This window comes from Sphaerisporangium album, from assembly GCF_003323745.1.
Taxonomy (GTDB): Bacteria; Actinomycetota; Actinomycetes; order Streptosporangiales; family Streptosporangiaceae; genus Sphaerisporangium; species Sphaerisporangium album.
This window is the reverse complement of the sequence record NZ_QOIL01000025.1, coordinates 51,200-75,437: the sequence shown is the minus strand read 5'-3', so window position 1 is coordinate 75,437 and position 24,238 is coordinate 51,200. Positions and strand designations below refer to the sequence as shown.

At 72.4% G+C, this 24,238-nt stretch carries 19 protein-coding genes; 9 read left to right on the top strand and 10 right to left on the bottom strand.

The features are described 5' to 3' along the window. The first annotated feature begins 460 nt into the window (after nt 1–460). Nucleotides 461–1,474 (top strand): sporulation protein, encoded by a 1,014-nt coding sequence (locus tag DQ384_RS33625; RefSeq protein ID WP_114032906.1) that lies wholly within the window; start codon nt 461–463, stop codon nt 1,472–1,474. 9 nt (nt 1,475–1,483) lie between these two features. Here the strand turns inward: DQ384_RS33625 and DQ384_RS33620 are convergent, their stop codons facing one another. After that, a complete protein-coding gene (locus tag DQ384_RS33620; RefSeq protein ID WP_114032961.1) occupies nt 1,484–2,209 on the bottom strand; it encodes a sulfotransferase family protein in 726 nt (241 codons plus the stop codon). Between the two features lie 337 nt (nt 2,210–2,546). Here DQ384_RS33620 and DQ384_RS33615 point away from each other — a divergent pair, with 337 nt between their 5' ends. Continuing rightward, nucleotides 2,547–2,918 (top strand): STAS domain-containing protein, encoded by a 372-nt coding sequence (locus tag DQ384_RS33615; RefSeq protein WP_114032905.1) that lies wholly within the window; start codon nt 2,547–2,549, stop codon nt 2,916–2,918. A gap of 107 nt (nt 2,919–3,025) precedes the next feature. Here the strand turns inward: DQ384_RS33615 and DQ384_RS33610 are convergent, their stop codons facing one another. The 4 genes from DQ384_RS33610 to DQ384_RS33595 form a co-directional block, all read right to left on the bottom strand. After that, nucleotides 3,026–4,501: a cryptochrome/photolyase family protein gene (locus tag DQ384_RS33610; protein ID WP_114032904.1), complete on the bottom strand. Its 1,476-nt coding sequence runs from the start codon at nt 4,499–4,501 to the stop codon at nt 3,026–3,028. 144 nt (nt 4,502–4,645) lie between these two features. Beyond that, a complete protein-coding gene (locus tag DQ384_RS33605; protein WP_114032960.1) occupies nt 4,646–6,529 on the bottom strand; it encodes an ABC transporter ATP-binding protein in 1,884 nt (627 codons plus the stop codon). Between the two features lie 197 nt (nt 6,530–6,726). Beyond that, complete coding sequence (locus DQ384_RS33600) at nt 6,727–7,740, bottom strand: cytochrome d ubiquinol oxidase subunit II (RefSeq protein WP_114032903.1); 1,014 nt, start codon at nt 7,738–7,740, stop codon at nt 6,727–6,729. Beyond that, nucleotides 7,740–9,206 carry a cytochrome ubiquinol oxidase subunit I gene (locus DQ384_RS33595; RefSeq protein ID WP_245966958.1) on the bottom strand — a complete coding sequence of 489 codons (1,467 nt, stop codon included), beginning with the start codon at nt 9,204–9,206 and terminating at the stop codon, nt 7,740–7,742. The genes DQ384_RS33600 and DQ384_RS33595 overlap by 1 nt, the downstream gene beginning before the upstream one ends. Nucleotides 9,207–9,562: 356 nt before the next feature. Here DQ384_RS33595 and DQ384_RS41715 point away from each other — a divergent pair, with 356 nt between their 5' ends. Next, nucleotides 9,563–9,709 carry a hypothetical protein gene (locus tag DQ384_RS41715; RefSeq protein ID WP_181871558.1) on the top strand — a complete coding sequence of 49 codons (147 nt, stop codon included), beginning with the start codon at nt 9,563–9,565 and terminating at the stop codon, nt 9,707–9,709. A 107-nt stretch (nt 9,710–9,816) separates the two neighbouring features. Here the strand turns inward: DQ384_RS41715 and DQ384_RS43370 are convergent, their stop codons facing one another. After that, nucleotides 9,817–11,487 carry a DUF1996 domain-containing protein gene (locus DQ384_RS43370; protein WP_181871557.1) on the bottom strand — a complete coding sequence of 557 codons (1,671 nt, stop codon included), beginning with the start codon at nt 11,485–11,487 and terminating at the stop codon, nt 9,817–9,819. Between the two features lie 302 nt (nt 11,488–11,789). Here DQ384_RS43370 and DQ384_RS33580 point away from each other — a divergent pair, with 302 nt between their 5' ends. Both DQ384_RS33580 and DQ384_RS33575 read left to right on the top strand, forming a co-directional pair. Beyond that, on the top strand, nt 11,790–12,236 hold the full coding sequence (locus tag DQ384_RS33580) for a hypothetical protein (RefSeq protein ID WP_114032900.1): 447 nt from the start codon (nt 11,790–11,792) through the stop codon (nt 12,234–12,236). Beyond that, a complete protein-coding gene (locus tag DQ384_RS33575) occupies nt 12,233–12,637 on the top strand; it encodes a hypothetical protein (RefSeq protein WP_114032899.1) in 405 nt (134 codons plus the stop codon). The genes DQ384_RS33580 and DQ384_RS33575 overlap by 4 nt, the downstream gene beginning before the upstream one ends. 59 nt (nt 12,638–12,696) lie before the next feature. On the opposite strand, the gene DQ384_RS33570 is transcribed toward DQ384_RS33575, so the two are convergent. Continuing rightward, complete coding sequence (locus tag DQ384_RS33570) at nt 12,697–12,888, bottom strand: ferredoxin (RefSeq protein ID WP_114032898.1); 192 nt, start codon at nt 12,886–12,888, stop codon at nt 12,697–12,699. Nucleotides 12,889–12,902: 14 nt separating this feature from the next. Beyond that, entirely contained in the window at nt 12,903–14,099 is a 1,197-nt protein-coding gene (locus DQ384_RS33565) for a cytochrome P450 (RefSeq protein WP_114032897.1), read from the bottom strand. 120 nt (nt 14,100–14,219) lie between these two features. Here DQ384_RS33565 and DQ384_RS43850 point away from each other — a divergent pair, with 120 nt between their 5' ends. After that, a complete protein-coding gene (locus DQ384_RS43850; RefSeq protein WP_114032896.1) occupies nt 14,220–14,939 on the top strand; it encodes a TetR/AcrR family transcriptional regulator in 720 nt (239 codons plus the stop codon). 321 nt (nt 14,940–15,260) lie between these two features. Then, nucleotides 15,261–18,239 carry a helix-turn-helix transcriptional regulator gene (locus DQ384_RS43845; RefSeq protein WP_114032895.1) on the top strand — a complete coding sequence of 993 codons (2,979 nt, stop codon included), beginning with the start codon at nt 15,261–15,263 and terminating at the stop codon, nt 18,237–18,239. Nucleotides 18,240–18,282: 43 nt separating this feature from the next. Here the strand turns inward: DQ384_RS43845 and DQ384_RS33550 are convergent, their stop codons facing one another. Then, nucleotides 18,283–19,374, bottom strand: a complete 1,092-nt coding sequence (locus DQ384_RS33550) for an RNA-guided endonuclease InsQ/TnpB family protein (protein ID WP_114032894.1) — start codon at nt 19,372–19,374, stop codon at nt 18,283–18,285. A 241-nt stretch (nt 19,375–19,615) separates the two neighbouring features. Here DQ384_RS33550 and DQ384_RS33545 point away from each other — a divergent pair, with 241 nt between their 5' ends. Together DQ384_RS33545 and DQ384_RS33540 are read left to right on the top strand one after the other, a co-directional pair. Further along, a complete protein-coding gene (locus DQ384_RS33545; protein WP_114032893.1) occupies nt 19,616–20,716 on the top strand; it encodes an alpha/beta hydrolase family protein in 1,101 nt (366 codons plus the stop codon). Between the two features lie 14 nt (nt 20,717–20,730). Continuing rightward, nucleotides 20,731–23,115 carry a GMC oxidoreductase gene (locus DQ384_RS33540; RefSeq protein ID WP_114032892.1) on the top strand — a complete coding sequence of 795 codons (2,385 nt, stop codon included), beginning with the start codon at nt 20,731–20,733 and terminating at the stop codon, nt 23,113–23,115. A 141-nt stretch (nt 23,116–23,256) separates the two neighbouring features. On the opposite strand, the gene DQ384_RS33535 is transcribed toward DQ384_RS33540, so the two are convergent. After that, entirely contained in the window at nt 23,257–23,895 is a 639-nt protein-coding gene (locus tag DQ384_RS33535; RefSeq protein WP_245966957.1) for a DUF4142 domain-containing protein, read from the bottom strand. Nucleotides 23,896–24,238 lie beyond the last annotated feature (343 nt).

Here is a 24,238-nt window from a genome sequence, read left to right as displayed (position 1 = left end):
CGGGACCCGACTCCGGTTCACATGGCATGAACCGGACAAGCGACGTACCGAACAGCGGAATCAGCCGGCGAGGCGGCGGGTCGCGGACGTCCACGGCCCGTGCCTCCAGCCCGGCGCGCGGGCCCGTCCCCGGCACGGGCCGCGAGTGGAACAGCGCCCGGTCGCCGGCGGTGCGATGCCGTCGACCAGGCGACACTGAGGAAACTGGACCGCTCAACATCCGGCCTCGCGGAAATGTTCCGGGGCGGCCGGGCGCCGATGTCGTCAGGCCTCACCCGCGTCTCCGCCGCCGGCCCGACGGGGGCCGCGCGTGCCCGGCCGGCCGGAGTCCGTCCGTGTGACCGGCCGGGAGGCCGACGATTGTTCCACCGGGACCGGGCCTCCGGCGGGGAACCGCCGCCCCGCCCTGCTCGTTCCCAGTTCGGTCATTCAAGTCCGACGACAGCAGGAGAGGGAAACCGTGGTCTTCAAACGGATGCTGGGAGCCTTGGGCGTCGGGGGCCCTTCGGTCGACACGGTCCTGGCCACACCGCGCGTGCTGCCCGGCGGGACGCTGAGCGGAGAGGTGCGCGTCAAGGGCGGCGAGATCCCCTCCGACATCGAGTACGTCGCGCTGGCGCTGGTCACGCGCGTCGAGGTCGAGCACGGCGACTCCGAGCACACCGGCACCGCCGAGTTCTTCAGGGCGCAGGTCTCCGGGCCGTTCCACCTCCCCGAGGGCGGGCAGCACACCATCCCGTTCCACCTTCCCGTCCCGTGGGAGACGCCGATCACCGAGTTCCACGGCGGCGCGCTGCACGGCGCGACCGTCGGCGTGCGCACCGAGCTGTCGGTCGCCAGGGCCGTCGACAAGGGTGACCTCGACGCCCTCTCGGTCGCGCCGCTGCCCTCGCAGGAGCGGGTGCTGGACGGCTTCGCCCGGCTCGGCTTCCACCTCAAGAAGGCCGACATGGAGGCGGGCCGCATCCACGGCGTGCACCAGCGGCTGCCGTTCTTCCAGGAGATCGAGTTCTACCCGCCCGCCCAGTGGGCCGGGCGCGTCAACGAGGTCGAGCTGACGTTCGTCGCCGACCCCCACGAGCTGGCCGTGGTCCTGGAGGCCGACAAGCGCGGCGGGCTGTTCACCTCCGGGCACGACGCCTACGGCCGCTTCCAGGTCGGCCACGAGCAGGCGGCGCAGATGGACTGGGCCGCCGAGATCGGCCGCTGGATGGACGGGCTGGCCCACCACCACGGCGGCCACGTGATGGGCGGCCACGCCCCGTACGGAGACGGTGGCCACTACGGCGGGCACTACGGCCAGCCCCATTACGGGCACCACGACCACGACCGGCGCCACGACGGGCCCGGCTGGGGAGTGGTGGCCGCGGCGGGGGCGGCCGGCATCGTCGGCGGCATCGTCGCGGCGGAGGCGATCGACGAGATCGGCGACTTCTTCGAGGGCGACGAGGGCGACGGCGGCGGCGACTGGTAAGAAGGCGGCTCAGCGGCGCGGGCGGCCTCCCGGAAACACCGGCAGGACCGGAGGGCGGCGCCCGCGCGCGGGCGACAGGCGCAGCGCGGTGCGCAGCATGAACCGGCGGGTGTGACGGCCGAAGTGCTCGCGGTCGTTGAGCCTCGGGAACGGCTCGGACGGCACGGGCACGCCGAGGAAGGCGCACAACGGCTCCCAGCCCTGCCGCACGTCGTAGACCAGCAGCCGCGCGGCGGGGATCGCCTCCCGCACCTCGCGCACGTGGTCCTGGAACCGGCGGACCAGCCGCGCGCGGTCCGCGGTCTCCCCGCCTAGCGCGCGCTCGACCAAGGCGGCCCGCGCCATGCGGCGGAAGGCACGGAAATCCGGGCTGATCTTCGCCATCAGCCCTCCCAGGGGTGTCCTCCCGCCTCGGCGCCGGAAGATCGTCGCGCGCATGCTCTCGTACCACTCCTCCGGATCCCTGACCGTGAGCAGGACCTTCGCGTCGGGGTAGTGCGCGGCGAGCTCGCGCCAGTAGGCGGACGCCGGCCAGTCCAGGGTGGCGTCGAACCCGCCGAGCACCCCGTCCCAGTCGGCCGAGCGGCCCTCGGCGATGTCGAGCCACCGGTGTATCAGCTCGGGCCGGTCCATGACCTCCAGCATGTGGTTGCAGGGGGCGAAGCCCAGCCGCTCCAGGGCCGCCTTCAGCGAAAGCGTCCCCGTACGCCCGAATCCCGCGCCGATGATCCGCATGCCCACCTCCACTCCCCCGATGAGCCCCGCCGATGTCCGTCCGCAGGTGTCCGTGACCGGTCCGCACCACGCCGAGGCCCAGGGAGTTCGGGCCCGTCGACACCAGCTTCGTCCTCCCCGGGCAAAGACCGCCCCAGACCCGTCCAAAAGACGGCCACCGCCTGGTGGGGCCGGACACGAGACCGGCCGCCGCGCCGGCCGCCGGGCGGCGGTCCTCCCCGGCGACCGGGGGTGGATACTTGACTCCCGGACGTTTTGGGAGTCCCACGTCCTTGTAATTGCCTGTCGACCGGGAACAGACTGAGAGGGGCAGGTCCCCAGCCGTGGAGGTCACGACATGCCGTTGACGGTAAGTCGGGAGAACCGGCGCGAGTTCACCGTGATCGCCATCATCGGCGAGGTGGACCGCAACGGTGTTCCCAGGCTGGGTGAGTACATCGACGAGGCGTTCCGTCGCAAGACTCCCCAGTTGATCTTCGACCTGTCACGCATGAGCTTCATCGACTCCTCCGGCCTGCGGGTTCTGGTCCAGGCCGGCGCCAAGGCCGCCAAGTGCGGCGGCAGCTGCGCGCTCTGCTGTTTGTGCCCCACCCCGAGGCGTATCCTGAACCTCACCGGCATCGACGCCGCCTTCGACATCTACCCCTCGCTGGACGCCGCGATGGCGGGCGGGCCGCTGGAGAGCCGGGCCTCCCTCACCTTCTCCTGACCGGCTTTCCCGCCGGCGCCTTTCCCTTGAAAGTCGTCCAGGCACATCTCGCCGGGTACTCGCCGAGATGGGCGACACGGCCCCCTGGGACCGCTGAGCAGAGCCGGTCACGGGGGTGAGACGCCGCGCTCGGCCTCCTGGGCGCACACCTCGCCGATGTCGCGCAGGCCACGCATGCCATGGACGCTGCGGGACATGCGCGGGTTGCCGGCCAGGCGCTCCTCGTTGCGGGCGACGAACCACCAGTAGCCCGCGGTGAACGGGCACGCGTCCCCGCCGGTCCGCCGCGAGGGACGGTAGCGGCAGCCCCCGCAGAAGTCGCTCATGCGGTTGATGTAGGCGCCGCCCGCCGCGTACGGCTTGGTGGTGAGCAGCCCGCCGTCGGCGTGCTGGGACATGCCCACCACGTTGGGCACCATGACCCAGTCGTAGCCGTCGACGAAGCAGCGGTGGAACCAGTCGGTGAGCGCCACGGGGTCGAGACCGCGCTGCATCGCGTAGTTGCCGAGCACCATCAGCCGGACGATGTGATGGGTGAACCCGGTGTCGCGGACCTGCCGCAGCGCCCAGGACAGGCACCGGGCCTCGACGGCGTCGGCGTCCAGCTCGGCGAACCACCCGGGCAGGGGCGTGCGGGCGAACATGCGGTTGAGCACGCGGTACTGCTCGCCGAAGTGCCAGTAGAGGTGCCACATGTAGTCACGCCAGCCGATGATCTGCCGGATGTAGCCCTCGACGCTCGCGAGGGGCGCCGCCCCGGACCGGTAGGCGGCCTCGGCGGCGCGCACGCAGTCCATGGGGTCGAGCAGGCCGAGGTTGAGGGCCGGGGAGAGCATGCTGTGCGCCATGGCCGGGTCGCCGGACAGCGTCGCGTCCTGGTACGGCCCGAACAGCGGCAGCCGGTGCCGGACGAACCGGTCCAGCGCCGCGCGGGCCTCCGCCCCGGTCGCGGGGAAGAGGCGCGGGCCGTCGCGCCCGACGAAGGAGACCTCGCCGTCGCGCTCCCAGCGGTCCAGGTCGTGCCGGACTCGCTCGTCGATCTCGTCCTCCTCGGCCCGCCACGGCCCGGGGACCTGCACGCCCGCCGAGGGGGCGGGCAGGCGGTTGTCGGCGTCGAAGTTCCACCGGCCGCCGGCCGGCTCGTCGCCGTCCATGAGCACCCCGAGCCGGCGGCGCGCGTCCCGGTAGAAGCCCTCCATCACCAGCCGGTGCCGGTCGCGGGTCACCCAGGACCGGAACTCGCGCGCGCTCGTCGTGTAGCCGCGGGACGGCAGGACGGTGACCCCGCGGCGGGAGCGGACGAACGCTTCGGCGGCGTGGCTGGTGGGCCCGCAGACGCTGATCCGCCCGCCCACCCGGTCCAGCGCCTCGCCGTAGGTGTGGCCCTGGAGGAACAGGGCCCGGTCGCCGAGCTCCGCCGCGCGGTGGCGCAGGGCGGAGAGCACGAGGTGGGCCTTCTGGCGGTGGAACCGCCTGCGGCGCAGCACCGACCGCGCCTCGACCAGCAGCACCGGCTGCTCGGCCGAATCGAGGAAGTGCTCGCCGAGCTGGTCGGCGAACAGCCACCGCCTGTCCTTGCCCACCCCTCCATCCTCGTACACGGGCCCGCCCCCGGCACCCGGCGCCCCGCCAACTCCCGGAAACGGCAGGGCCCGGCAGCCTATGGAGAACCGCCTCCGGGCGACCGGCGGGTGGCGGTCGCCGGACGCACGCCGCCGGTGGGCGGGTCAGGCGACGGCTTCGGCGGCGTCGCGCTCGTCGAACTGGGTGCGGTACAGCTCCTCGTACCGGCCCCCCGCGGCGAGCAGGTCCAGGTGGGTGCCGCGTTCGACCACCCGCCCGTCCTCGATCACCAGGATGAGGTCCGCCGCGCGGATCGTGGAGAGCCGGTGGGCGATCACCACGGCCGTCCGCCCCGCGAGCGCCTCCCCCAGCGCCTCCTGCACCGCGGCCTCCGAGGTCGAGTCAAGGTGCGCGGTGGCCTCGTCGAGGATCACGACGCGCGGGCGGGCGAGCAGCAGCCGCGCGATCGTCAGCCTCTGACGCTCGCCGCCGGACAGCCGGTAGCCCCGCTCGCCGACGATGGTGTCCAGACCGTCGGGCAGGGACCGCACCAGGTCGTCCAGCCGGGCGCGGCGCAGGACCTCCCACAGCTCGTCCTCCCCCGCCTCCGGCCGGGCCAGCAGCAGGTTGGCGCGGACGGACTCGTGGAACAGGTGCCCGTCCTGGGTGACCATGCCGAGCGTCGCGCGGATCGACTCGGCGGACAGGTCGCGCAGGTCGACGCCCGCCAGCCGCACGGCGCCCGAGTCGACGTCGTACAGCCGGGCCAGGAGCTGGGCGATCGTGGACTTGCCCGCGCCCGAGGACCCGACCAGCGCCACCATGCGGCCCGGCTCGACCGCGAACGACACGCCGTGCAGGACCTCGGCGCCGCCACGCGTGTCGAGGGTGGCGACCTCCTCCAGCGAGGCCAGCGACACCTTGTCGGCCGACGGGTAGGAGAACCGCACGTCGTCGAACTCGACCGCGACCGGCCCGTCGGGGACGGCGCGGGCGCCGGGCCTGTCGGCGATGAGCGGCTTCAGGTCGAGCACCTCGAAGACCCGCTCGAAGCTCACCAGCGCGCTCATCACCTCGACGCGCGCGCTGGCCAGGGCGGTGAGCGGCGCGTACAGGCGGGTGAGCAGCAGCGCGAGGGCGACGACGTTGCCCGGTTCGAGCTGGCCGCGCAGGGAGTAGAAGCCGCCCAGGCCGTACACGATGGCGAGCGCCAGCGCGGAGACCAGCGTCAGGGCCGTGACGAACACCGACTGGACCATCGCCGTGCGCACGCCGATGTCGCGGACGCGACGCGCCCGGGCCGCGAACTCGGCCGACTCGCTCGCGGGCCTGCCGAACAGCTTGATCAGCGTCGCGCCGGGCGCGGAGAACCGCTCGGTCATCTGGGTGCTCATCTGCGCGTTGTGGCCGGCGGCCTCGCGCTCCAGGCGGGCCAGGCGCGTGCCCATGCGCCGCGCGGGCACGACGAACACGGGCAGCAGCACCAGCGCGAGCAGCGTGACCTGCCAGGACAGGCCCACCATGACGACCAGCGTCAGCACGAGCGTGACGATGTTGCCGACCACGCCCGACAGCGTGTTGCTGAAGGCGCGCTGGGCGCCGATGACGTCGTTGTTGAGGCGGCTGACCAGCGCGCCGGTCCTCGTGCGGGTGAAGAAGGCGACGGGCATGCGCTGGACGTGGTCGAACACGGCCCTGCGCAGGTCGAGGATCAGCCCCTCGCCGATGCTCGCGGACAGCCAGCGCGTCAGCAGCCCGAGGCCGGCGTCGAGTAACGCGATGACGGCGATGAGCGCCGCCAGGGTCACCACGGTGTCGAGCGCCTCGCCCCGTACGATCGCGTCCACGACGCGACCGGCGAGCACGGGCGAGGCGACCGCGAGCACCGCCCCGACGACGCTCAGCAGCAGGAACCAGCCCAGCATGCGGCGGCGCGGCCGCGCGAACCCGCCGATGCGCCGCAACGTGGCCATCGAGAAGGGCCGCCGGTCCTCACGCGCGTGCATCGCGTTGTACAGCGAATGCCACGCGGTCACTTCCATGTCCATCGTCACAACACCCCGTGTCTCTGCGGCCCGGCGCCTCGGATGCGCCGGCCCTCTCGGTCGTCCATCGGCCCTCGCGGCGGCCGAGATCACCGGGTGCGCTCCGCGGCCGATGCGGCGGCCCACGAGGAAACACTAGAACCTCAACCAATGTTGAGGTCAAGCGGCCTCCGCGGGGCGCCGCGGCCACGGCCGGGCCGTCACTCCGGCAGGTCGCCGTCGCGCAGCTCGCGCCGCTGGAGGTTGATCAGCCACGCCATGGACGGCGCGATCAGGAGCACACCCACCGCGATCACGACCATTGTGGCGACCAGCACCGACATTTCCGCGGCCGCCTGACGGTAGGTGAGGTTCGGCGGCAGCATGACGGGGTACTGCGCCAGCGGCCACCCCCAAAGGATCGCGATGACGCCGAGCATCGCCGCGGCCCTGACCAGCGGGTAGACCCTCCGCCACAGCAGCGCCAGCGACGCCACGCCGAACACCGCGCTCGCGATCACCACGGGCAGGGCGCGCCCGGTGAGCCCGTCGAACAACGGCCGGGCGTCCCAGCGCAGCACGGCGATGCCCCCGAGGGCGACGGCGCCGATGACCAGCGCCGCGACGAGCGCGCGGGCGCGGAACCACTCCGACAGGTCCGGTCTCCCCGCCTCGGCCGCGTCGTCGCACAGGTAGGCGCCGGCCAGGTACACACAGACCAGGACGGCGAGCACGCCGCCGAGCAGAGAGGTCGGGTTCAGCCAGCTCGTGACGATGTTCCCCCTGGCCAGACCGGGTGGCACGCGGCCGGAGGCGATGCCGCCCGCGACCGTGCCAAGGAAGAAGGGGGTGAGGATGGAGGAGATCGCGAAGGCCCCGCCGAACAGGCGCTGCTGCCACAGCTCCCGCGCGGCCTTGCGGAACGCGAACGCCGTGCCCCGGGCGATGATCCCGAGCGCGGCGAGGGTCAGCGGGATGTACAGGGTGGACATCACCGAGGCGAACACCCCGGAGAACGCCGTCCACAGCACCACGAGGACGAAGATCAGCCAGACGTGGTTCGCCTCCCAGACCGGCCCGATCGCGCGCTCGATGAGCTTGCGCCGCGGCATGCCGGGACGGCTGCGCCCGGCCATCAGGTCCCAGGCCCCCGCGCCGAAGTCGGCCCCGGCCAGCAGGGCGTACAGGGTCACCCCCACCCACATCACCACGAGCACCACGCGTGCGACGTCCATCAGCGCGGCTCCGGCGCGGGCGCGCGCTCCGGCTCCTGTGGCGCGATCGGCCGGCCGGCCCGGCGGAGCAGCCGCAGGACGTACAGGGTCACGACGGTCAGCACGAGGTAGACGAGCGTCACGATGACGAACCCGTTCCACAGCCCGGGTGCGGGGTTCACCGCGTCGGAGGTGCGCATGTGGCCGTACACCGTCCAGGGCTGCCTGCCGACCTCGGTGACGGTCCATCCGGCCTCGACCGCGATCACCGCCGCCACGCCGGACAGAGCCGCCAGCCGCAGGAACCAGGGCGAGCGCGGCGTCTCGCGCCGCCGCCACCAGCTCCAGGCGAGCCAGGCGGACAGCAGGAGCAGCCCGAACCCCATCGCGACCATCAGGTCGAAGGCCAGGTGGACGATCCCGACCGGCGCGCGGTCGGGCCTCGGAACGCGGTCGAGGCCCTGGACGACGGCGTCGAAGCTGCCGTGCGCCAGGAAGGACAACGCCTTCGGGACCTCGATGGAATAGTGCAGCCGGTCGCCTGAGACGATCCCGCCGATGCTCAGCGGCGCGCCCGCCCGCGTCTGGAAGAGCGCCTCGGCGGCGGCGAGCTTGGCCGGCTGGAGCCGGGCGATCTCCTTCCCCGCCCAGTCGCCGACGACGACCTGGACGGGCGTGAACGCGGCGGCCAGCGTGAAGGGGACCAGGAAGCCCAGCCTGTGGTGACGGTCCGTCCGTCCCCGCAGCATGCCCGCCGCGTACACGCCCGCGACGAGGAAGCCGGAGACCATGAACGCCGCCACGATCATGTGCAGGGTCTCGTGCGGCACGGCCGGGTTGAACATCGCCCGCCACGGGCTCACGTCCCGCACCACCGATCCCGTGCCGGTGAAGCCCCTCGGCGTGTTCATCCAGGCGTTGGCGCACACGACGAGGAAGGCCGACGCCGTTCCCGCGATCAGCACGGGCAGCCCGGTGAGCAGGTGGGCCTTCGGCGGGACGCGGTTCCAGGAGTAGAGGTAGATGCCGAGGAAGATGGCCTCGACGAAGAAGGCGACGCCCTCGGCGGCGAACGGCAGGCCGATCACCTGGCCGTAGACGCCCATCATGGCGGGCCACAGCAGGCCCAGCTCGAAGCTGAGGATCGTGCCCGACACCGCGCCCGCCGCGAACAGCACGCCGATCGCCGTGGCCCACTGACGGGCCAGCCGCATGTACGCGTCGTCGCCGGTGCGGATCGCCCGCCACTCGACGAGCAGGATCAGCGCGGGCATGCCGACGCCCAGGCAGGCGAGCACGATGTGCCAGCCGAGCGACAGCGCCATCTGCGTGCGCGCCGCGAGGAGGTCCTGCGGGCTGGCCGGACCGGCGAGGCCCGGCGCCGCGGCGGCGTTCCCCAGGATCTCCGGGCCGCCCGGGCTCGCCGCCGAGCCGGCCATGCGCGCCGTCTCGGCGAGCAGGCTCACGGCCGACTGCCACGTCCCCATCCGCGCCTCCCCCGCGCCGCACCCGCGTGGCAGTGATCGGGCACGCGCGTGTTTCTGCAGGTTAAGCGGTGGACGCGCCCGCGGGCGGCTTCTGCGGCGGCGCGTCGCGGCAATGCCCGCCGGGCCGGAAGGCGGCCTCCCACGCGCGTCGGGCAAGCGCCAGGCGGCGCCTCGCCTCTTGCCGGAACCCATGCCGCCGGTTTGCCCGCAGCCGGGTGACCCTGCCGCGAAGACGTGGTTAGGGTGAATGCTGTACCGCGCCGTCTTGGCGTATCCCGGGAAGCCATAGCGACGCTCCGTCGGCCCAGGAGCAAGCTTCAGGGCCACAGACGAGTCTGGTTACGGAGTTGATTCTCATGTTCAGACGACTCATCGCCACCGGCATCCTGCTCACGGTCGCCGTCCTCGCCATGACGGCCCCGGCCTCCGCGATCCGCACGCGCGGCGGAGATTACGACGATGACGACGACTGGGACGACGAGGACGACGACTGGGACTACTGAGCCGGCCTCACCGCCGCGCGTGACCGCCTGACGGTCGCGCGCGGTGCGCGGGCGCCGCCCCGCGAGAGGTGTCGCGGGGCGGCGCCGGGCCGTGCGCGGGCCGGGGGTCAGCCGCAGCGACGGCCGCTGTTGATGCAGGTGACGGCCTGGTTCATCAGCGCCTCTGGCATGACGTTGATGAAGTCTCCGTGGTCGGTCACCGGCTTGTGGAGCTGCTCGGGGAAGCTGTCCAGCGCGAATCCCGGGCCCGGGGGCACGTTGTAGGTGATGCGCTGCTCCAGCGCCGGGATCGCCTGGAACCCGGCCGGGCACGAGCCGTCCGCCCCCGCGAAGGCGACGTGCGTGCGGTGGTTGGCGCTGTCGGTGTTCCTGCCGTCCCAGCAGCTCTGGAACTGCAGCAGCCGGACGACCTGGCTGCCGCGCGGGCAGATCGGGTACTTGTCCCTGAGCTGGCGGTTCTCGAAGCCGGTGCAGGTCCACCGGGCGTTGGCGTTGGTCGGGCCGTTGGTGAAGGACTTGGCGTCGCCGGTGATGATGCGCAGGAACACCGGCATCGCGACCACCTTGCTCGCCGGGTTGCCGCGCATCGTCAGCGTGACCGAGGCGGGCTTGACGATCGTCCCGACGTTGCCGTCCAGGCCGCCGCCCGGCTTGTCCGCGTCGTCGCCCTGCCCCTTCCGCAGGCGCAGCACCGGCCAGTAGTGCGTGGACTTGTCGCCGTTGGAGCAGGTCGTGTCGGCGCCCTGCAGGCTGTCGTTGGTCGAGAAGCCGCTGGTGTCCAGGTTGCCGACGTAGTCGTGCACGTGGTGGGCGCCGTTGGTCACGCCCGGGGCGACGATCACGTTGTCGGAGTTGTGGTGGCCCTCCTCGTTGCGGCCGCACCGGGAGACGAACGTCCCGCGCGAGCCGCCCTGCCGTACGGCGGGGGTGTTGACGTTGGGCCGGACGCGGCGGATGTCGACGAAGTCGTCGGGGGACGGCCCGGTGGTGGCTCCGCCGGTCGGGGACGCGCTCGGAGAGGCGCTCGGGCTCGGGCTGCCGGTCCCGCCGCCGCCGGTGGGCGAGGGGGAGGCCGTCGGGTCGCCGGTCGGCTGCTCCGTGGGGCTCGGGGACGGGCTCTGGCCTCCGCCGGCGCCGTCGGCGATCGTGCAGGTGGTGAGCCCGCGCAGCGCGGTGATGTCGTCGCCGGACCGCCGTGCCACCCGCGCGATGCGGTTGACGACGATGGAACGCTGGGCCTTCAGCGGGTTCAGGACGAAGCTCCTGATCTGCCTGTCGCTCGCGCGTGAGCCGAGCCTGGCGAGGCGCTGGTCGGCCTGGGCGATCTGCCGGTCGAGCAGGGCCAGGTTCCTGCGCACCTCCGCGTCGCCGGCCGAGCTGAAGCCGCTCACCTTGTCGGCCACCGAGGGGCAGCTCACCTTGCGCGCGGCGCGGCGGGAGAGGCTCTGGGCCTCCGGGGAGGCGCTCGGCTCCGCATTGTCCGCGTTGTCTGTGTTGTCCGCATTGTCGGCGGAGTCGGAGGCCGTGGGCGACGGCTCGGCGGCGGCGTCCGGCGCGGCGGACACCTCGGGCTCGGCGGCGGCCGAGGGCGCGGGGCTTGGATCCTGGGCCGTGGAGGCGCCGGCGAGGCGCGAGGCGGAGGTGAGAGCGGACGACGCCGCCTCACTCGCCTGAGCGGCCGGCGTCACGCTCGCCAGGACGAGGCCGATCCCGGCCCCGCTCAGGGCCAGAGCGCTCAGGACGGGCCTGAGCCGCCTTCTGTGCCTGATTCGGATCATTCGAACTCCTCCCGGAGTCTGTGCTCGTGGAGGCCTGGTGTGGTGCCCCATCGGGACGAGGTACGCGGCGCGGGCCGGAACAGTTCGACGGTTCGCGGGATTTTCTTCGCGGACCGGATTCCCCGGCGACGAGGGGCGACATCCGAAACGACCCGAAACCTCCCATACGGGCGCACGAGGAACCCGGCGCACGGATGTCCGTCCCGGTTGAACCGGACCTCCCGGCGGGCCGTACCCGCTGTCGGTGACTTTCGCAGGCACTTCGCGTGCACTCCGCACGCAGACTGAATGGGAGATCTGCCATGGGACGCCCCACCTCCTCCCCCGCGCACGCCGTGACCCGCGCGTCCGCCCTTCTCGGGTCCGTCCTCGCGCTCGCGCTCCTCACGGGATGCGGCGGCGGGGCCGGGACTCCGGTCACCCCCGTCGGCGCCGCGGGCGGGGTCAAGGTCCAGCCGGGTCCGCCCGCCACCCTCAAGCAGCTCGCCACCCGGACCGGCTGCAAGAAGCCCCAGGTGCAGACCGACGCGGAGGAACTGCGCCAGGGCGTGTGCAAGACCGACCAGGGCCAGTACACCGTGACGACGTTCTCCACCGACAAGGGCAGGGACGAATGGCTCGCGGAGGCCAAGAAGTGGGGCGGCAACTACCTGGTGGGCACGCGGTGGGTAATCGCGGGCAATGATCCCGGGATGCTCCAGGTCTTCAGCGAGAAGGTGGGCGGCAACATCGAGGCGGCCGCGCCGTGAGGGCGCGGCGGCGCGCCCTGGCGGCGCTCACGGCGGCTTTCGCGGCCGCCGCGGCCCTCGGCGGGTGCGCGGCCAAGGGCGGCCCGGCCACCGTCGAGGAGCTCGCGGCGATGACCGGGTGCCCGAAGCCGCAGATCCAGGTCGACGCCACCGAGCTGCGGCAGGCGATGTGCACGACGAGCAAGGGCCGGTACTCGGTGACGACGTTCGCCACCGACCGGGGCCAGCGGGAGTGGCTGGACGACTCCCTCGGCTACGGCGGCGCCTACCTGGAAGGCACCCGCTGGATCGTGCTCGCCAACACCCCCGAGATGCTGGAGACCTTCCGCCAGACGCTCGGCGGCAGCGTCAGGTCCAACGGGCACGTGATGCCGTCCGGCGGCGCGGCCGGGTCCCGGTGACGCGCGGGGGCGCCGGACGGGCGCTCACGGGCGCCCGGAGCCGGCGGACCCCGCGGACCTCACGAGATGGACAGCGCGCCGGACGGGCAGACCTGCACGGCGCGCCGGACCGCCCCCTCCTTGTCGGCGGGGGGCTCGGGGAGGAGCACCACGACCGTGCCGTCCTCCTCGCTCTGGTCGAACACGTCCGCGGCGGTGAGCACGCACATGCCCGCGCCGATGCAGACGTCGGTGTCCGCTTTGATCCGCATGACGGGAAAACCTCCTACCAGGCGACCGGCAACCGGTGAACGCCGTAGATGGCCATGTTGGACCGCATCGCGACCTCCTCGTCCGGCGTCGCGAGGCGAAGCCCCGGGAAGCGCCGCAGCAGGGCCGGGTATCCGATGCGCATCTCGATGCGGGCGAGCTGCTGCCCGAGGCACTGGTGGACGCCGTGGCCGAACGAGACGTGCCCGGTGGCCTGCCGCGTGATGTCCAGGGTATCGGGGGAATCGAACCGCTCGGGATCACGGTTGGCCGCGCCCAGTGAGAGCGTCACGGACTCGCCGGCCCTGATCGTGTACCCCTCGATCTCGACGTCCTCCATGGCGGTCCTGACCGGGCCGATGTGGACGATCGTGAGATACCTCAGCAGCTCCTCGACGGCGGCGTCGGCCAGCGAGGGGTCGTCGCGCAGCGCGGCGAGCTGGGCGGGGTTCTTCAGCAGGGTGTAGGTGCCGAGCGCGAGCATGTTGGCGGTGGTCTCGTGGCCGGCGATGAGCATGAGCACCGAGGCCCCGGCGATCTCGACGTCGGTGAGCCGCCCGGTCGCGATGAGGCCGCTGATCAGGTCGTCGCCCGGCTCGGCGCGCTTGCGGACGACCAGGCCGCGGATGTAGTCGAGCAGGTCCTCCATGGCCTCCCGCACCTGCTCGATCGACGATTCGAGGCTCAGCAGGGTCGTCGAGTCGCGCTGGAACCGCTCGTGGTCGCCGTAGGGCACGCCGAGCAGCTCGCAGATGACCAAGGACGGGATCGGCAGGGCGAACTCCCGCACGAGGTCGGCGGGCGCGCCTTCCCGTTCCATGGCGTCGAGCCGGTCGGCGGTGATCTTCTCGATCCGAGGTTCGAGCTGCCGCATGCGGCGGACGGTGAACTGGCCGGTGAGCAGGCGGCGGAGGCGCGTGTGCTCGGGCGGGTCCTCGCGGATGAAGAACCCGGGCAGCTTGGCCAGGGCCTGCAGCCGCGCGCGCTGGCTGATCGGCGGGTGCAGGCGGGTGGTCTCGGTGCTGAAGCGGGGATCGGCCAGCACCGCCCGCACGGCGGAGTATCCGGTGGCGAGCCAGCCGACGTGGTCGTCGGCGTACAGCATCGGCCGGATCGGGCCCTCCTCGCGCCATCGCCCCAGGTCCCCGGGAGGATCGAACGGCTCCTCCCGCGACAGGGGAAGGGTGACCGGCTCGGGCATGGCGTTGGTCATGTCACGCTCCTTGACTGGACGGTCTTACGGAACTTGACTGGATTGCTCTCCCAAGAAAACAGTACCTCCTGTGAAATTGCAACGGATGAAAAGAAGCATCTGATGCAGTAAAGTTCGGCCATGGGCGGTGCCACCGGGTTGAGGGAACGCAAGAAGCTGCGCACGCGCCGGGCGCTGGTCGAGGCGGCCGTGCGCCTCTTCGAGGAGAAGGGCTTCGACGAGACCACCGTGGCCGAGATCGCCGCCGCCGTGGAGGTCTCGCCCCGCACGTTCTTCAGCTACTTCCCGAGCAAGGAGGACGTGCTCTTCTTCGACACCCGGACGCGGCTGGAGCGCGCGCTCGCGATCATCGGCGGCCGCCGGCCGGGCGAGCCGCTGGTGGACCTGCTGGTCCGCGTGGGCGACGCCATCCTCGTCCACCTGGACGGCACGCTGTGCGACGACGGTGACCGCCGGGCGCAGGGCGCGGAGGGCCTGAAGGGCACGGAGGACGCCGACACGGCCGAGCTCGCGGAGGACACCCGGCTGGCCCTGGAGCTGACCCCGGTCCGCAACCGTCTGATCATGTCCGTCCCCGCGCTGCAGGCGCGGGCGCTGCACCTGCTGTTCGACGTCCAGCGCGAGCTGTCGGAGGCCCTGTGCCGGGCCTACGAGGGCGAGCTCGACCCCGTCGAGGCCGCGGCGGCCGTGGGCGTGTTCGTCGGCGGGGCCAAGCTGGCGGCGATGGCCAGCCGCGAGCGGGGCGACTCCCCGGAGATGATGTGGGCGGCGGCGCGCAGGGGCGTCGAGATCGCCGTCCACGGGCTGCGTTCGCTGGACGACCCGGGCCGCTGCGGCTGAGGCTCCGCGCGGGCCGGTGTCCGCTTCCGGACGGCCGGCGGAGCGGCTCGCGATGATACGCCGCGAACGGCTACACGAAACCGCCACAAAAGCCTAACCGATCGCGGTACAGGACGCGCGATTTGGTCACAAAAGGTCTGATCGGCCCGATCGGCCCGCCATCAGTCTGTTTTACGACAAAATCATGCTCCGAGGGCGTGCGCATGGTGAGCCCTCGACCGTGAACACCCCGGCTCCGTCGGAGTCCCGCGGCAAGTCCGTCACGGAATTGCATTGCGGCGCGGCTGTTCGTGGTGTTCCGTCTCGCTGTGGGGTACAGATATGAACGGTCCTGAGACGCTGCCATTCGGCGAGGGCACCGAGACGGCCCGCTCCGGCGGGACCCCCCTCGTCGGCCGACACGACGCTCTGCGCGAATTCACCCAGACGGTCGAGGCCATGTTCCCCGGGTTCCCCCAGTTCACCGGCTCCTCCGGGTACCCCGTGCTCACCGGGACCGGCGGTTTCCGGTTCCTGGCCGTGGTCGGCGAGCCCGGCGCGGGCAAGACCCGGTTGCTGGCCGAGCTCGCGCGCCTCACCACCGGCCGGGGCCTGACCACGCTGTGGGGCAGGGCGGCCGAGTTCGAGCAGATCATGCCGTTCAGCGCGCTGGTCGACGCCCTGGACGACCACCTGGAGGCCCGGCGCGACGAGCTGTCGGGACGGCTCGGCGCCGGGCAGGCCCGCCAGCTCGCCAGCGTCTTCCCCGCGCTGGCCGCCAAGATGCCCGAGCGGCCCGAGGACGCCGAGGCGCCCGAGAGCGCCGACCAGAGCGGCATGGCCCGCTACCGGCTGTACCGCGCGCTGCGGCAGCTCATCGACGAGCTGGCCGCGCCCGGCGGGCTGGCGCTCATCCTGGACGACGTCCACTGGGCCGACGACAGCTCGGCGGAGTTCCTGGACCACCTGGTGCGCCATCCCCCGCGCGGCAAGGTACTGGTCACCATCGCCTACCGGCCCGCCCAGGTCACCCCGCGCCTGGCCGCCCTGGCGCTGAGCGCGGGGGCGCGCGGGCGGCAGGTCACGGTGGGCCCGCTCAACCTGGCCGAGGTCGAGGAGTTCCTCGGCCCGCGCGTCAACCGCACCCGGGGCCGCGCCCTGTACGAGGCCAGCGGCGGCAACCCGTTCTACCTGGAGGCGCTGGCGCGCATGAGCCAGCGCGAGGTCGGCGACCTGCCGCCCACCGTCCGCGCCGCGCTGCGCGTGGAGCTGGCCGACCTGTCCCCCGGCTCGCTGCTGATCGCCCAGGCGGCCGCCGTGACCGCCGACGAGTTCGTCCCCGCCCTGGCCGCCGTCACGGCGCAGGTGCCCGAGGCCACCGCCCTGGACGGGCTCAACGAGCTGGTCGCCCGCGACATCGTCCGCCCCGCCGCCGCGGGGCGGTTCCGCTTCCGCCACCCGCTGGTCCGCCGCGCCGCCTACGAGTCCGCCGCCGCCGGGTGGCAGCTCGCCGCGCACGCCCGCCTGGCCGCCCACCTGGCCGAGCTGGGCGCGCCGGCCACCGTCCAGGCCCACCACGTGGAGCGGTCGGGCTCCTTCGGCGACCAGCGCGCCATCGCCACTCTGGTCGAGGCCGCACGCGCGGTGGCCACCCACGCCCCCGTCACCGCCGCCCACTGGCTGCGCAAGGCCCTCGACCTCACCCCCGAGGAGCCCTCCACGCTGGAGGACCGCCTGGAGCTGCTGATGGAGCTCAGCCGCGCCCAGGGGGTGAGCGGACGCCTGGCCGAGGGCCGCGACACCGCCCGCGAGCTGCTGCGCCTGCTGCCCGTCGACGACCACGCCCGCCGCGCCCGCGCCGCCCGCATCTGCGCCCTGATGGAGCGCCAGCTCGACCGTCCCCACGAGGCCAGGGCCCTGCTGCTGGACGAGCTGCGCCGCATGCCCGACCCGCGGGCCGCCGCCGCCGTCCCCCTGCGCATGCGCCTGGTCGCCGAGAGCATGATGCGCGTCGACTTCCGCGCCGCCCAGGCCGTGCTCGACCTGATGCCCGACTCCGGCGACGACTGGGAGCCCGACCTCGCCATGGCCGTGGCGGCCCTGCGCCCGATGCCCGCCTACGCCGCCGGGCGCATGGTCGAGGCGCTGCGCGCGGCCGACGCCGCCGACCGGCTCGTCGGCACCGCCCTGGACGACCACCTCGCCGAGTGGCTGGACGCCGTGGCCTGGCTGTGCTGGGCCGAGACCAACCTCGGCCGCTACTCGGTGGCGCTGCGCCACTTCGAGCGCGCCGTCGCCGTCGCCCGCTCGACCGGGCAGACCTACATCCTGACCAACCTACTCGCCGGCAAGGCGCGGACGCTCACCGTGCTCGGCAGGCTCCCCGAGGCCCTCGCCACCGTCGAGGAGTCCGTCGAGGGCGCCCGGCTGCTGGAGTCCGGCCAGCAGCTCGTCTTCGCGCTCACCCAGTCCTGCGTCTCCTCGGCCTGGGCCGGCGAGCACGAGGCCGCGCTGCGGGCGGTCGAGGAGGCCATCCAAGCGGGTGTGGGCGGCGGCGAGGTCTGGAGCGACATGGCGCGGCACGCCCGGGGCGTCGCTCTGGTGATGGCCGGGCGCATGGGCGAGGGCGTCGAGGCGATCCTGGACGCGTGCGGCCGGTTCGACGCCCCCCGCCTGGACCGCGGCACGCTGGTGGCGAGCTGCGAGCTGCTGGCCCTCGCCGAGGCCTCCCACGGCCGCGTCTCCGAGGCGGCCCGCTGGGCCGAGGTGGCCACCGGCATCACCGATCCCGCACTGCCGGTCTTCTCCGGATTCGTCCCACTGGCCCGCGCCCACGCCCTGCGCGCGTCCGACCCGGCCGAGGCGGCGGCGCTGGCCCGCGAGGCGGCCGGGCTGCTCACCGCGGGCGAGCGCCGCATCGACGCCGGGCGCGCCCTGCTCACGGCCGGGCAGGCCTACGGCGACGCGGGCCGGCGCTCCGTGGCCATCGAGTGCCTGCGCGACGCCGCCGAGATCTTCCAGACCGCCGGCGCGCGCGCCCTGGCGGCCCAGGCCGCGCGCGAGCAGCGGCGGCTCGGCGTGCGCGTCTCCTCCACGGCCCCGGCGGGGCAGGGCGGCGGCGCCCAGGGCCTCTCGCCGCGCGAGCTGGAGATCGCCGGGCTGGTCGCCGAAGGCCTGACCAACCAGCAGATCGCCGAGCAGCTCTTCCTCAGCGTGCGCACCGTCGAGACCCACCTGTCCCGGGTCTTCGCCAAGCTCGGGGTCACCTCCCGCGTCGGAGTGGCCACCAAACTCAACCGAAAGTCAGCTTCTCCGCCCTGAAGGGCGGAGCTTGCAGCTCCTCGCCGTCGATGGATTCGACGGTTCAGGCCGCGTCGTCGGCAGCGTGACTCACTGCCCCGCCATCAGCAGCGCGCCTGGCGATGTTGATGGCCGCGATGTGGTCTGCCGGGCCGGCGAACCCGCAGCGGATGCAGCGGAAGTCGTCCCGGGTGGGACGGTTCCGCTTGTCGATGTGCCCGCAGCCGGGGCAGGTACGTGAGGTGTTACGCGGGTCCACCAGTCGCACGGGCACCCCGGCGATGGCGGCCTTGTAGGTCACGAACGTGCGGAGCTGGTGGAAGCTCCACGAGTGCAGGTCGGCACGCCGGGCCTTGGAAACCGTTACCCGGTCCCGGATGCCCTGGAGGTCTTCCAGAGCGATCCCGGACCTGGTGTCTTTGGCCTTGCCGACCAGCTGTTTGGAGATGACGTGGTTGACGTCCCGGGCGAACCGGGACTCCTTGCGGCGACGTGCCTTGAGCAGCCGCTTGGCGGATTTGGTGCCCTTGGCCTGGAGGCGAGCGCGGAGCAAGCGGTTGCGGTACCGGACCGCCCGCACTGCCTTACCGGTGTGCTCGCCTCCGGTGGAGTCGGTGGCCAGATTGGCGATACCGAGATCCACCCCCAGCCACGCATCCGGTTCGCCGCCGCGCGGGGGCTGGGGGACGTCGATCACCACGGCGAGGAAGAACATGCCGTCGCGGTGGACCAGGTCGGCTTGCCCGCGCGCGGTGGCTCCGGTGGTCCTCAGCCACCGGCCCTGGTAGGCCACGGGGATGAGGGTCCGGCCGGTCAGGGTGAGGACGCTGACCGCGTCGCGGCCCTTCCAAGTGAGGATGCGCGGGTCGTAGGCGACCGCTCCCAGCTCCCGGAACACCGGCTTGATGTCCTTGTCCCGCTTGTAGGCCTCACACGCCTTGGCAATGGACCGGATGGCCATTTGCGCCGACAGCCCGAAGCCGGCCCGCAGGTCGGCGTAGACGAGCTTCTGCAAGGCCATCTTGTTGGCGGTCCGGTGCGCGAACGCCACCTCGGCGGCGCGGTTGGCGGCGGCGTTGCAGGCGCGCATCGTCGCCAGCAGCGCCTCGCGCTGCTCAGCGCTCGGGGCGAGCTTCAGCATCTCCGTCACCAGCACGGGTTGAGTATGTCATTCAGTGCCGACGTGCGGCGCTGTTCCGCGTTTCCTCCCCGCCGTGAACGGCGGGGCATTCACGCTGCAAGAAATGGTGAACCGAAACCCCTGATCCACAGTCTCACCTACGGGGATCCCCACCCGGTGTACGGGGGTTCCCAGGCAGATGTACGGGGTTTCCACGATGCCGCCGAGGTCGGCCGGTTGGCATTGTTGGAGCGGGTCACCACAGGAGGACGGTCAGATGGAGCACCGCATACCGCGGTACACGCTGGAGGGCGTGCGGGGAGCCGAGGTTTCGGTCCACCCCTTCTCCACCGAGGACGAACTCGGGCTGACGTTGACGCGGTTCCACGGGGAGGACTGCGACGACGTCGTGCTCCTCGTCCACGGCCTGACCTCGTCCAGCGACATGTTCGTCATGCCGGAGCACCGCAACCTGGTGAGCTTCCTGCTGGACGGCGGGTTCGGCGACGTCTGGACGCTCGACTTCCGGATGAGCAACCGGTACCCGTACAACCTGGAGACCCGGCGCCAGTCCCTGGACGACATCGCCGCATTCGACCACCCGGCCGCCATGACCGAGCTCCGCCGTCACGTTGGGGCACGGCGGATCCACGTCATCGCGCACTGCCTGGGGTCGGTGTCGTTCCAGATGAGCCTGTTCGGCGGCGCTCTGGACGGCGTCACCAGCATGGTGGCCAACAGCGTGGGCCTGACCCCCCGGGTCTCCGCCTGGGCACGGGTCAAGCTCACGCTCGGGCCGGCCCTGCTGGAGTACGGCCTCGGGCTCTCCCACCTGGACCCGAGGTTCAACGAGGCCCCGCCGTTCACGCGGCGGCGGCTGCTCTCGTGGCTGGTCTCGTACTTCCATCCCGAGTGCCGGGAGCCGGCCTGCCACATGCAGAGTTTCATGTGGGGCAGCGGCAGGCCGGCGATGTACCGGCACGGGAACCTGGCGCCTCGGACGCACGTTCACGAGCGCCTCGCCGACCTGAACGGCGCGGCCGACGTCAACTACTACCGCCACATCGGCAAGATGGTGCGCGCCGGGCGCGCCGTGAAGTGCGACCCCGGCAACCCCCTGCACGCCGGTCTGCCCGACGACTACCTCGCGAGGGCCGGGCAGGTGACGACGCCGGTCCTGTTCATGACCGGCGACCACAACGACGTGTTCAGCGACTCCAACATCGTCTGCCACAGGATCCTGTCGAAGCGGGCGCCCGGCCGGCACGAGCTCCAGGTGCTCCCCGGCTACGGGCACATCGACCCGCTCATCGGCAGGAACGCCCACGTCGACGTGTTCCCGCGCATCCTCGACTTCCTCAAGCGCCACGCCGGCTGAACACGGTGAACCATATGAACAGCCACAGGAACACAGAACACGTGGACGCCGTCGTCGTCGGGTCCGGTTTCGGGGGCTCGGTCGCGGCGTACCGGCTGGCATCGGCCGGGCTGTCGGTGGTGGTGCTGGAGCGGGGCCGTGCCTACGCACCGGGCACGTTCCCGCGCAGCCCCGCCGAGATGAGCAGGGCGTTCTGGGACCCGGCCGAGGGCCACTACGGCATGTTCGACGTGTGGAGCTTCAGCGGCTGCGACTCGGTGGTGAGCAGCGGGCTCGGGGGCGGCTCGCTGATCTACGCCAACGTGATGATCCGCAAGGACGAGCGGTGGTTCGTGCACGAGGAGCCGCTGCCCTCCGGCGGGTACGAGTCGTGGCCGGTGACGCGCGCCGAGCTCGACCCGCACTACGACGCGGTCGAGAAGATGGTCGGCGTCACGCCGTACCCCCTCGACCATCCGGTCTACTCCGACACGCCGAAGACGCGGGCCATGCAGGACGCGGCGGCCGAGCTCGGCCTCGACTGGCGGCTGCCCCCGCTGGCGATCAACTTCGCGCCGTTCCGCGGCGCCGAGCCGGGGATCGGGCTGCCGATCCCGGACCCGGAGTACGGCAACCTGCACGGCGTGACGCGCCGTACCTGCCGGTTGTGCGGCGAGTGCGACTTCGGCTGCAACGACGGCTCCAAGAACAGCCTCGACCACACCTATCTCTCCGCGGCGCGCCACCACGGCGCCGACCTGCGTACGCTGCGCGAGGCGCGGGCGATCCGGCCGCACCCGGACGGCGGGTACGAGGTCGACTACATCCGCCACCACCCGGCCTCGGGGCGGCGCACGATCCGCTGCGACCGCCTGGTGCTCGCGGCCGGCACGTACGGCACGACGCTGCTCCTGCTGCGCAGCCGCGAGAGCCTTCCCGGGCTGAGCGACACGCTAGGCACCCGGTTCTCCGGAAACGGCGACCTGCTGACGTTCCTGCTGCGGGCCAAGGACCGCAGCCGCACCCGCACGATCAACGCCAGTCGGGGACCGGTGATCACGAGCGCGATCCGGCTGGCCGACGAGGTGGACGGCACCCGCGACGCCGTCGGGCGCGGCGCCTACATCCAGGACGGCGGCTACCCGGCCTTCATCGACTGGCTGGTCGAGGGCGCCGACGTCCGCAGCGAGTTCCGGCGCGCCGCCCGCTTCCTGGCCGACCGCCTGCGCGCCCTGCTCACCCGCGACACCAACATGTCGGCCGAGATCGCGAGCCTGATCGGCGACGGCGAGCTGTCGGGCAGTTCCCTTCCCCTGCTCGGCATGGGCAGGGACGTCCCGGACGGGCGGCTCCGGCTGCGCGAAGGCAGGCTGGACGTGCAGTGGAGCTCGGCGGGCAGTGACGAGCACTTCGACAGGATCCGGGCCACCATGCGCCGCGTCTCGGACGTGCTCGGGGCCGAGCACTCCGACATGCCGGCCTGGCTGGGGAAGCGGATCATCACAGTGCACCCCCTCGGCGGCGTGCCGATGGGACGTCACGCCGGGGAGGGCACCTGTGACGCCTACGGCGAGATGTTCGGCCATCCCGGGTTGTACGTCGCCGACGGGGCGGCCCTGCCGGGACCGGTGGGGGCCAACCCGTCTCTCACCATCGCGGCGCTGGCCGACCGCATGTGCACCCGCATGCTGGAGGGCCGCCGACCCGCGGCCAGGCAGCGCAGGAAGGGAGGTCGAGCTCTTGTGACCATGGAAACCGGAGGGGCCGGCGGCGTGCCGCGTGAGGAGGGCGCCGTCCTGCTCATGGCGGGCGAGCCCCCCGAGCCCACGTCCCTGTCGTTCACCGAGGAGATGACGGGGTTCGTCTCGCTCGGGGTGGAGGACCCGCGGTCCCGCCACGTGACCGGCAGGTCGCACGGGGACCGGTTCTCTTTCCAGCTCGGCATCCAGGTGGACGACATCGACCGCTTCCTGACCCAGCCGGCGCACCTCGCGCGGGCGGAGGGCTGGATCGAGGCGGAGTTCTGCGGCGGCCGCCGCACGGTGGAGCGGGGCTGGTTCAACCTTTTCGCGCCCGGTGCGACGCCGGACCGGCGGGAGATGCGCTACCGGCTGTGGTTCACCGACGGCGAGGGGCGGCCCCGCACGCTCGCCGGCTGGAAGGACGTTCATCATGGGCCCGCCACGCGGCTGTGGCTCGACACCTCGACCCTCTACACGCGCTTGCTGGAGGGTCACGTCCCGGAGGGTGAGGACGACAGGGCTGTGGTGGCCGGCGCGGGGACGCTGCACATCCAGCCCATGGACCTCGCCGCGACGCTGAAGAGCTTCTCGACCGAGGGTCCGCACGGCCTGACCGCGCTGGCCCGGTTCGGGAGGTTCTTCGTCGGACAGCTCTGGGACGTCTACGGACCGGGGTGAGGCGGAAACCCCGAGGCGGCCGATCGGTCGAGAGGGAGGTGGATCCCCCGCCGATCGGCCGCCGGCTCCGGGTTTTCGCGGCGCGGTCGCGGTTGTGCGTGGTCTTCCCGGCGAGACGGATGACGCCTGCGCCTTCGTCCCCTATTTGGAGGGGTTGGGGGAGGGAGGCGGGGGCGTGGGCAGCGCCGCGAAGTCGACCTTGCCCGTGCTCTCCAGAAGCGTCATGTGTTTCATGACCACGTCCACCGCGACCTGCGCGAACGCGCGGATCTCGTCGTTCTTGGTGCCGGCGCGCACGGCTGCGACGACCGCGAACACCTTGCCGTGGGCGAAGCGCAGGCGGTCGGCGAAGGCGCGGTCGTACTCCTCGCCGGTCCTGGCGGACAGCTCGGCCATCCAGCCCTGCTGATCGGCGTTCGGGGTGCTCGGCAACGGGACGTTCAGCTTGGCCGCGAGGGCGCGCACCTGCTCGTCCAGCTTGGTGTGGTCGGCGATGAGGTGGCGGCCGACCTCCTTGACGCGCTCGCTGCCCGCCCGCTCCTGCGCCTGCTGGCCGGTCGGAATCTCCCAGAGCCCCGCCTGGCGCACCTTCACCAGGAAGTCGCGGTCCGCGGGCCCGAGGGGGCCCGACTCGGTCTGCGTCCAGTCGCCGGCCGAGCCGCTCGCGCCCGGCACGATGCCGGGGGCGATGGCGAAGACCGTTACCGTGGCGATGACCAGGAACGCGAGTGCGGCGAGTACCTCGATGAGCCGCATGGACCTGAGCTGAAGTCGGTTCACCGAACGATCTCTCCCTTTCCTGTCCCGGATCCCTCGGGCGCGCTGTCAGGCGGAGATACGGCGTCCCGCAGGGGTCGGTTCAATGGATTCGGATGGATTTTAAAACTTTACGGAAGTTGTGGGATTTGCCCGCGTGACGGGTGAGTCGCTGCCACCATGTGCCTGTGCAGCGTCACCGCAGCGTCCAGTCCGGCCAGGAGGCAGGGCACGACGAGTCGGAAGAGCAGTTGGTCGCGACGCTCTACCGCGAGTTCGGCGGCCCCCTCCTCCGCAACGTGCGCAGACTGACCGGAGGCGACCAGCAATGGGCAGAGGATGTCGTACAGGAGACGGTCTTCCGCGC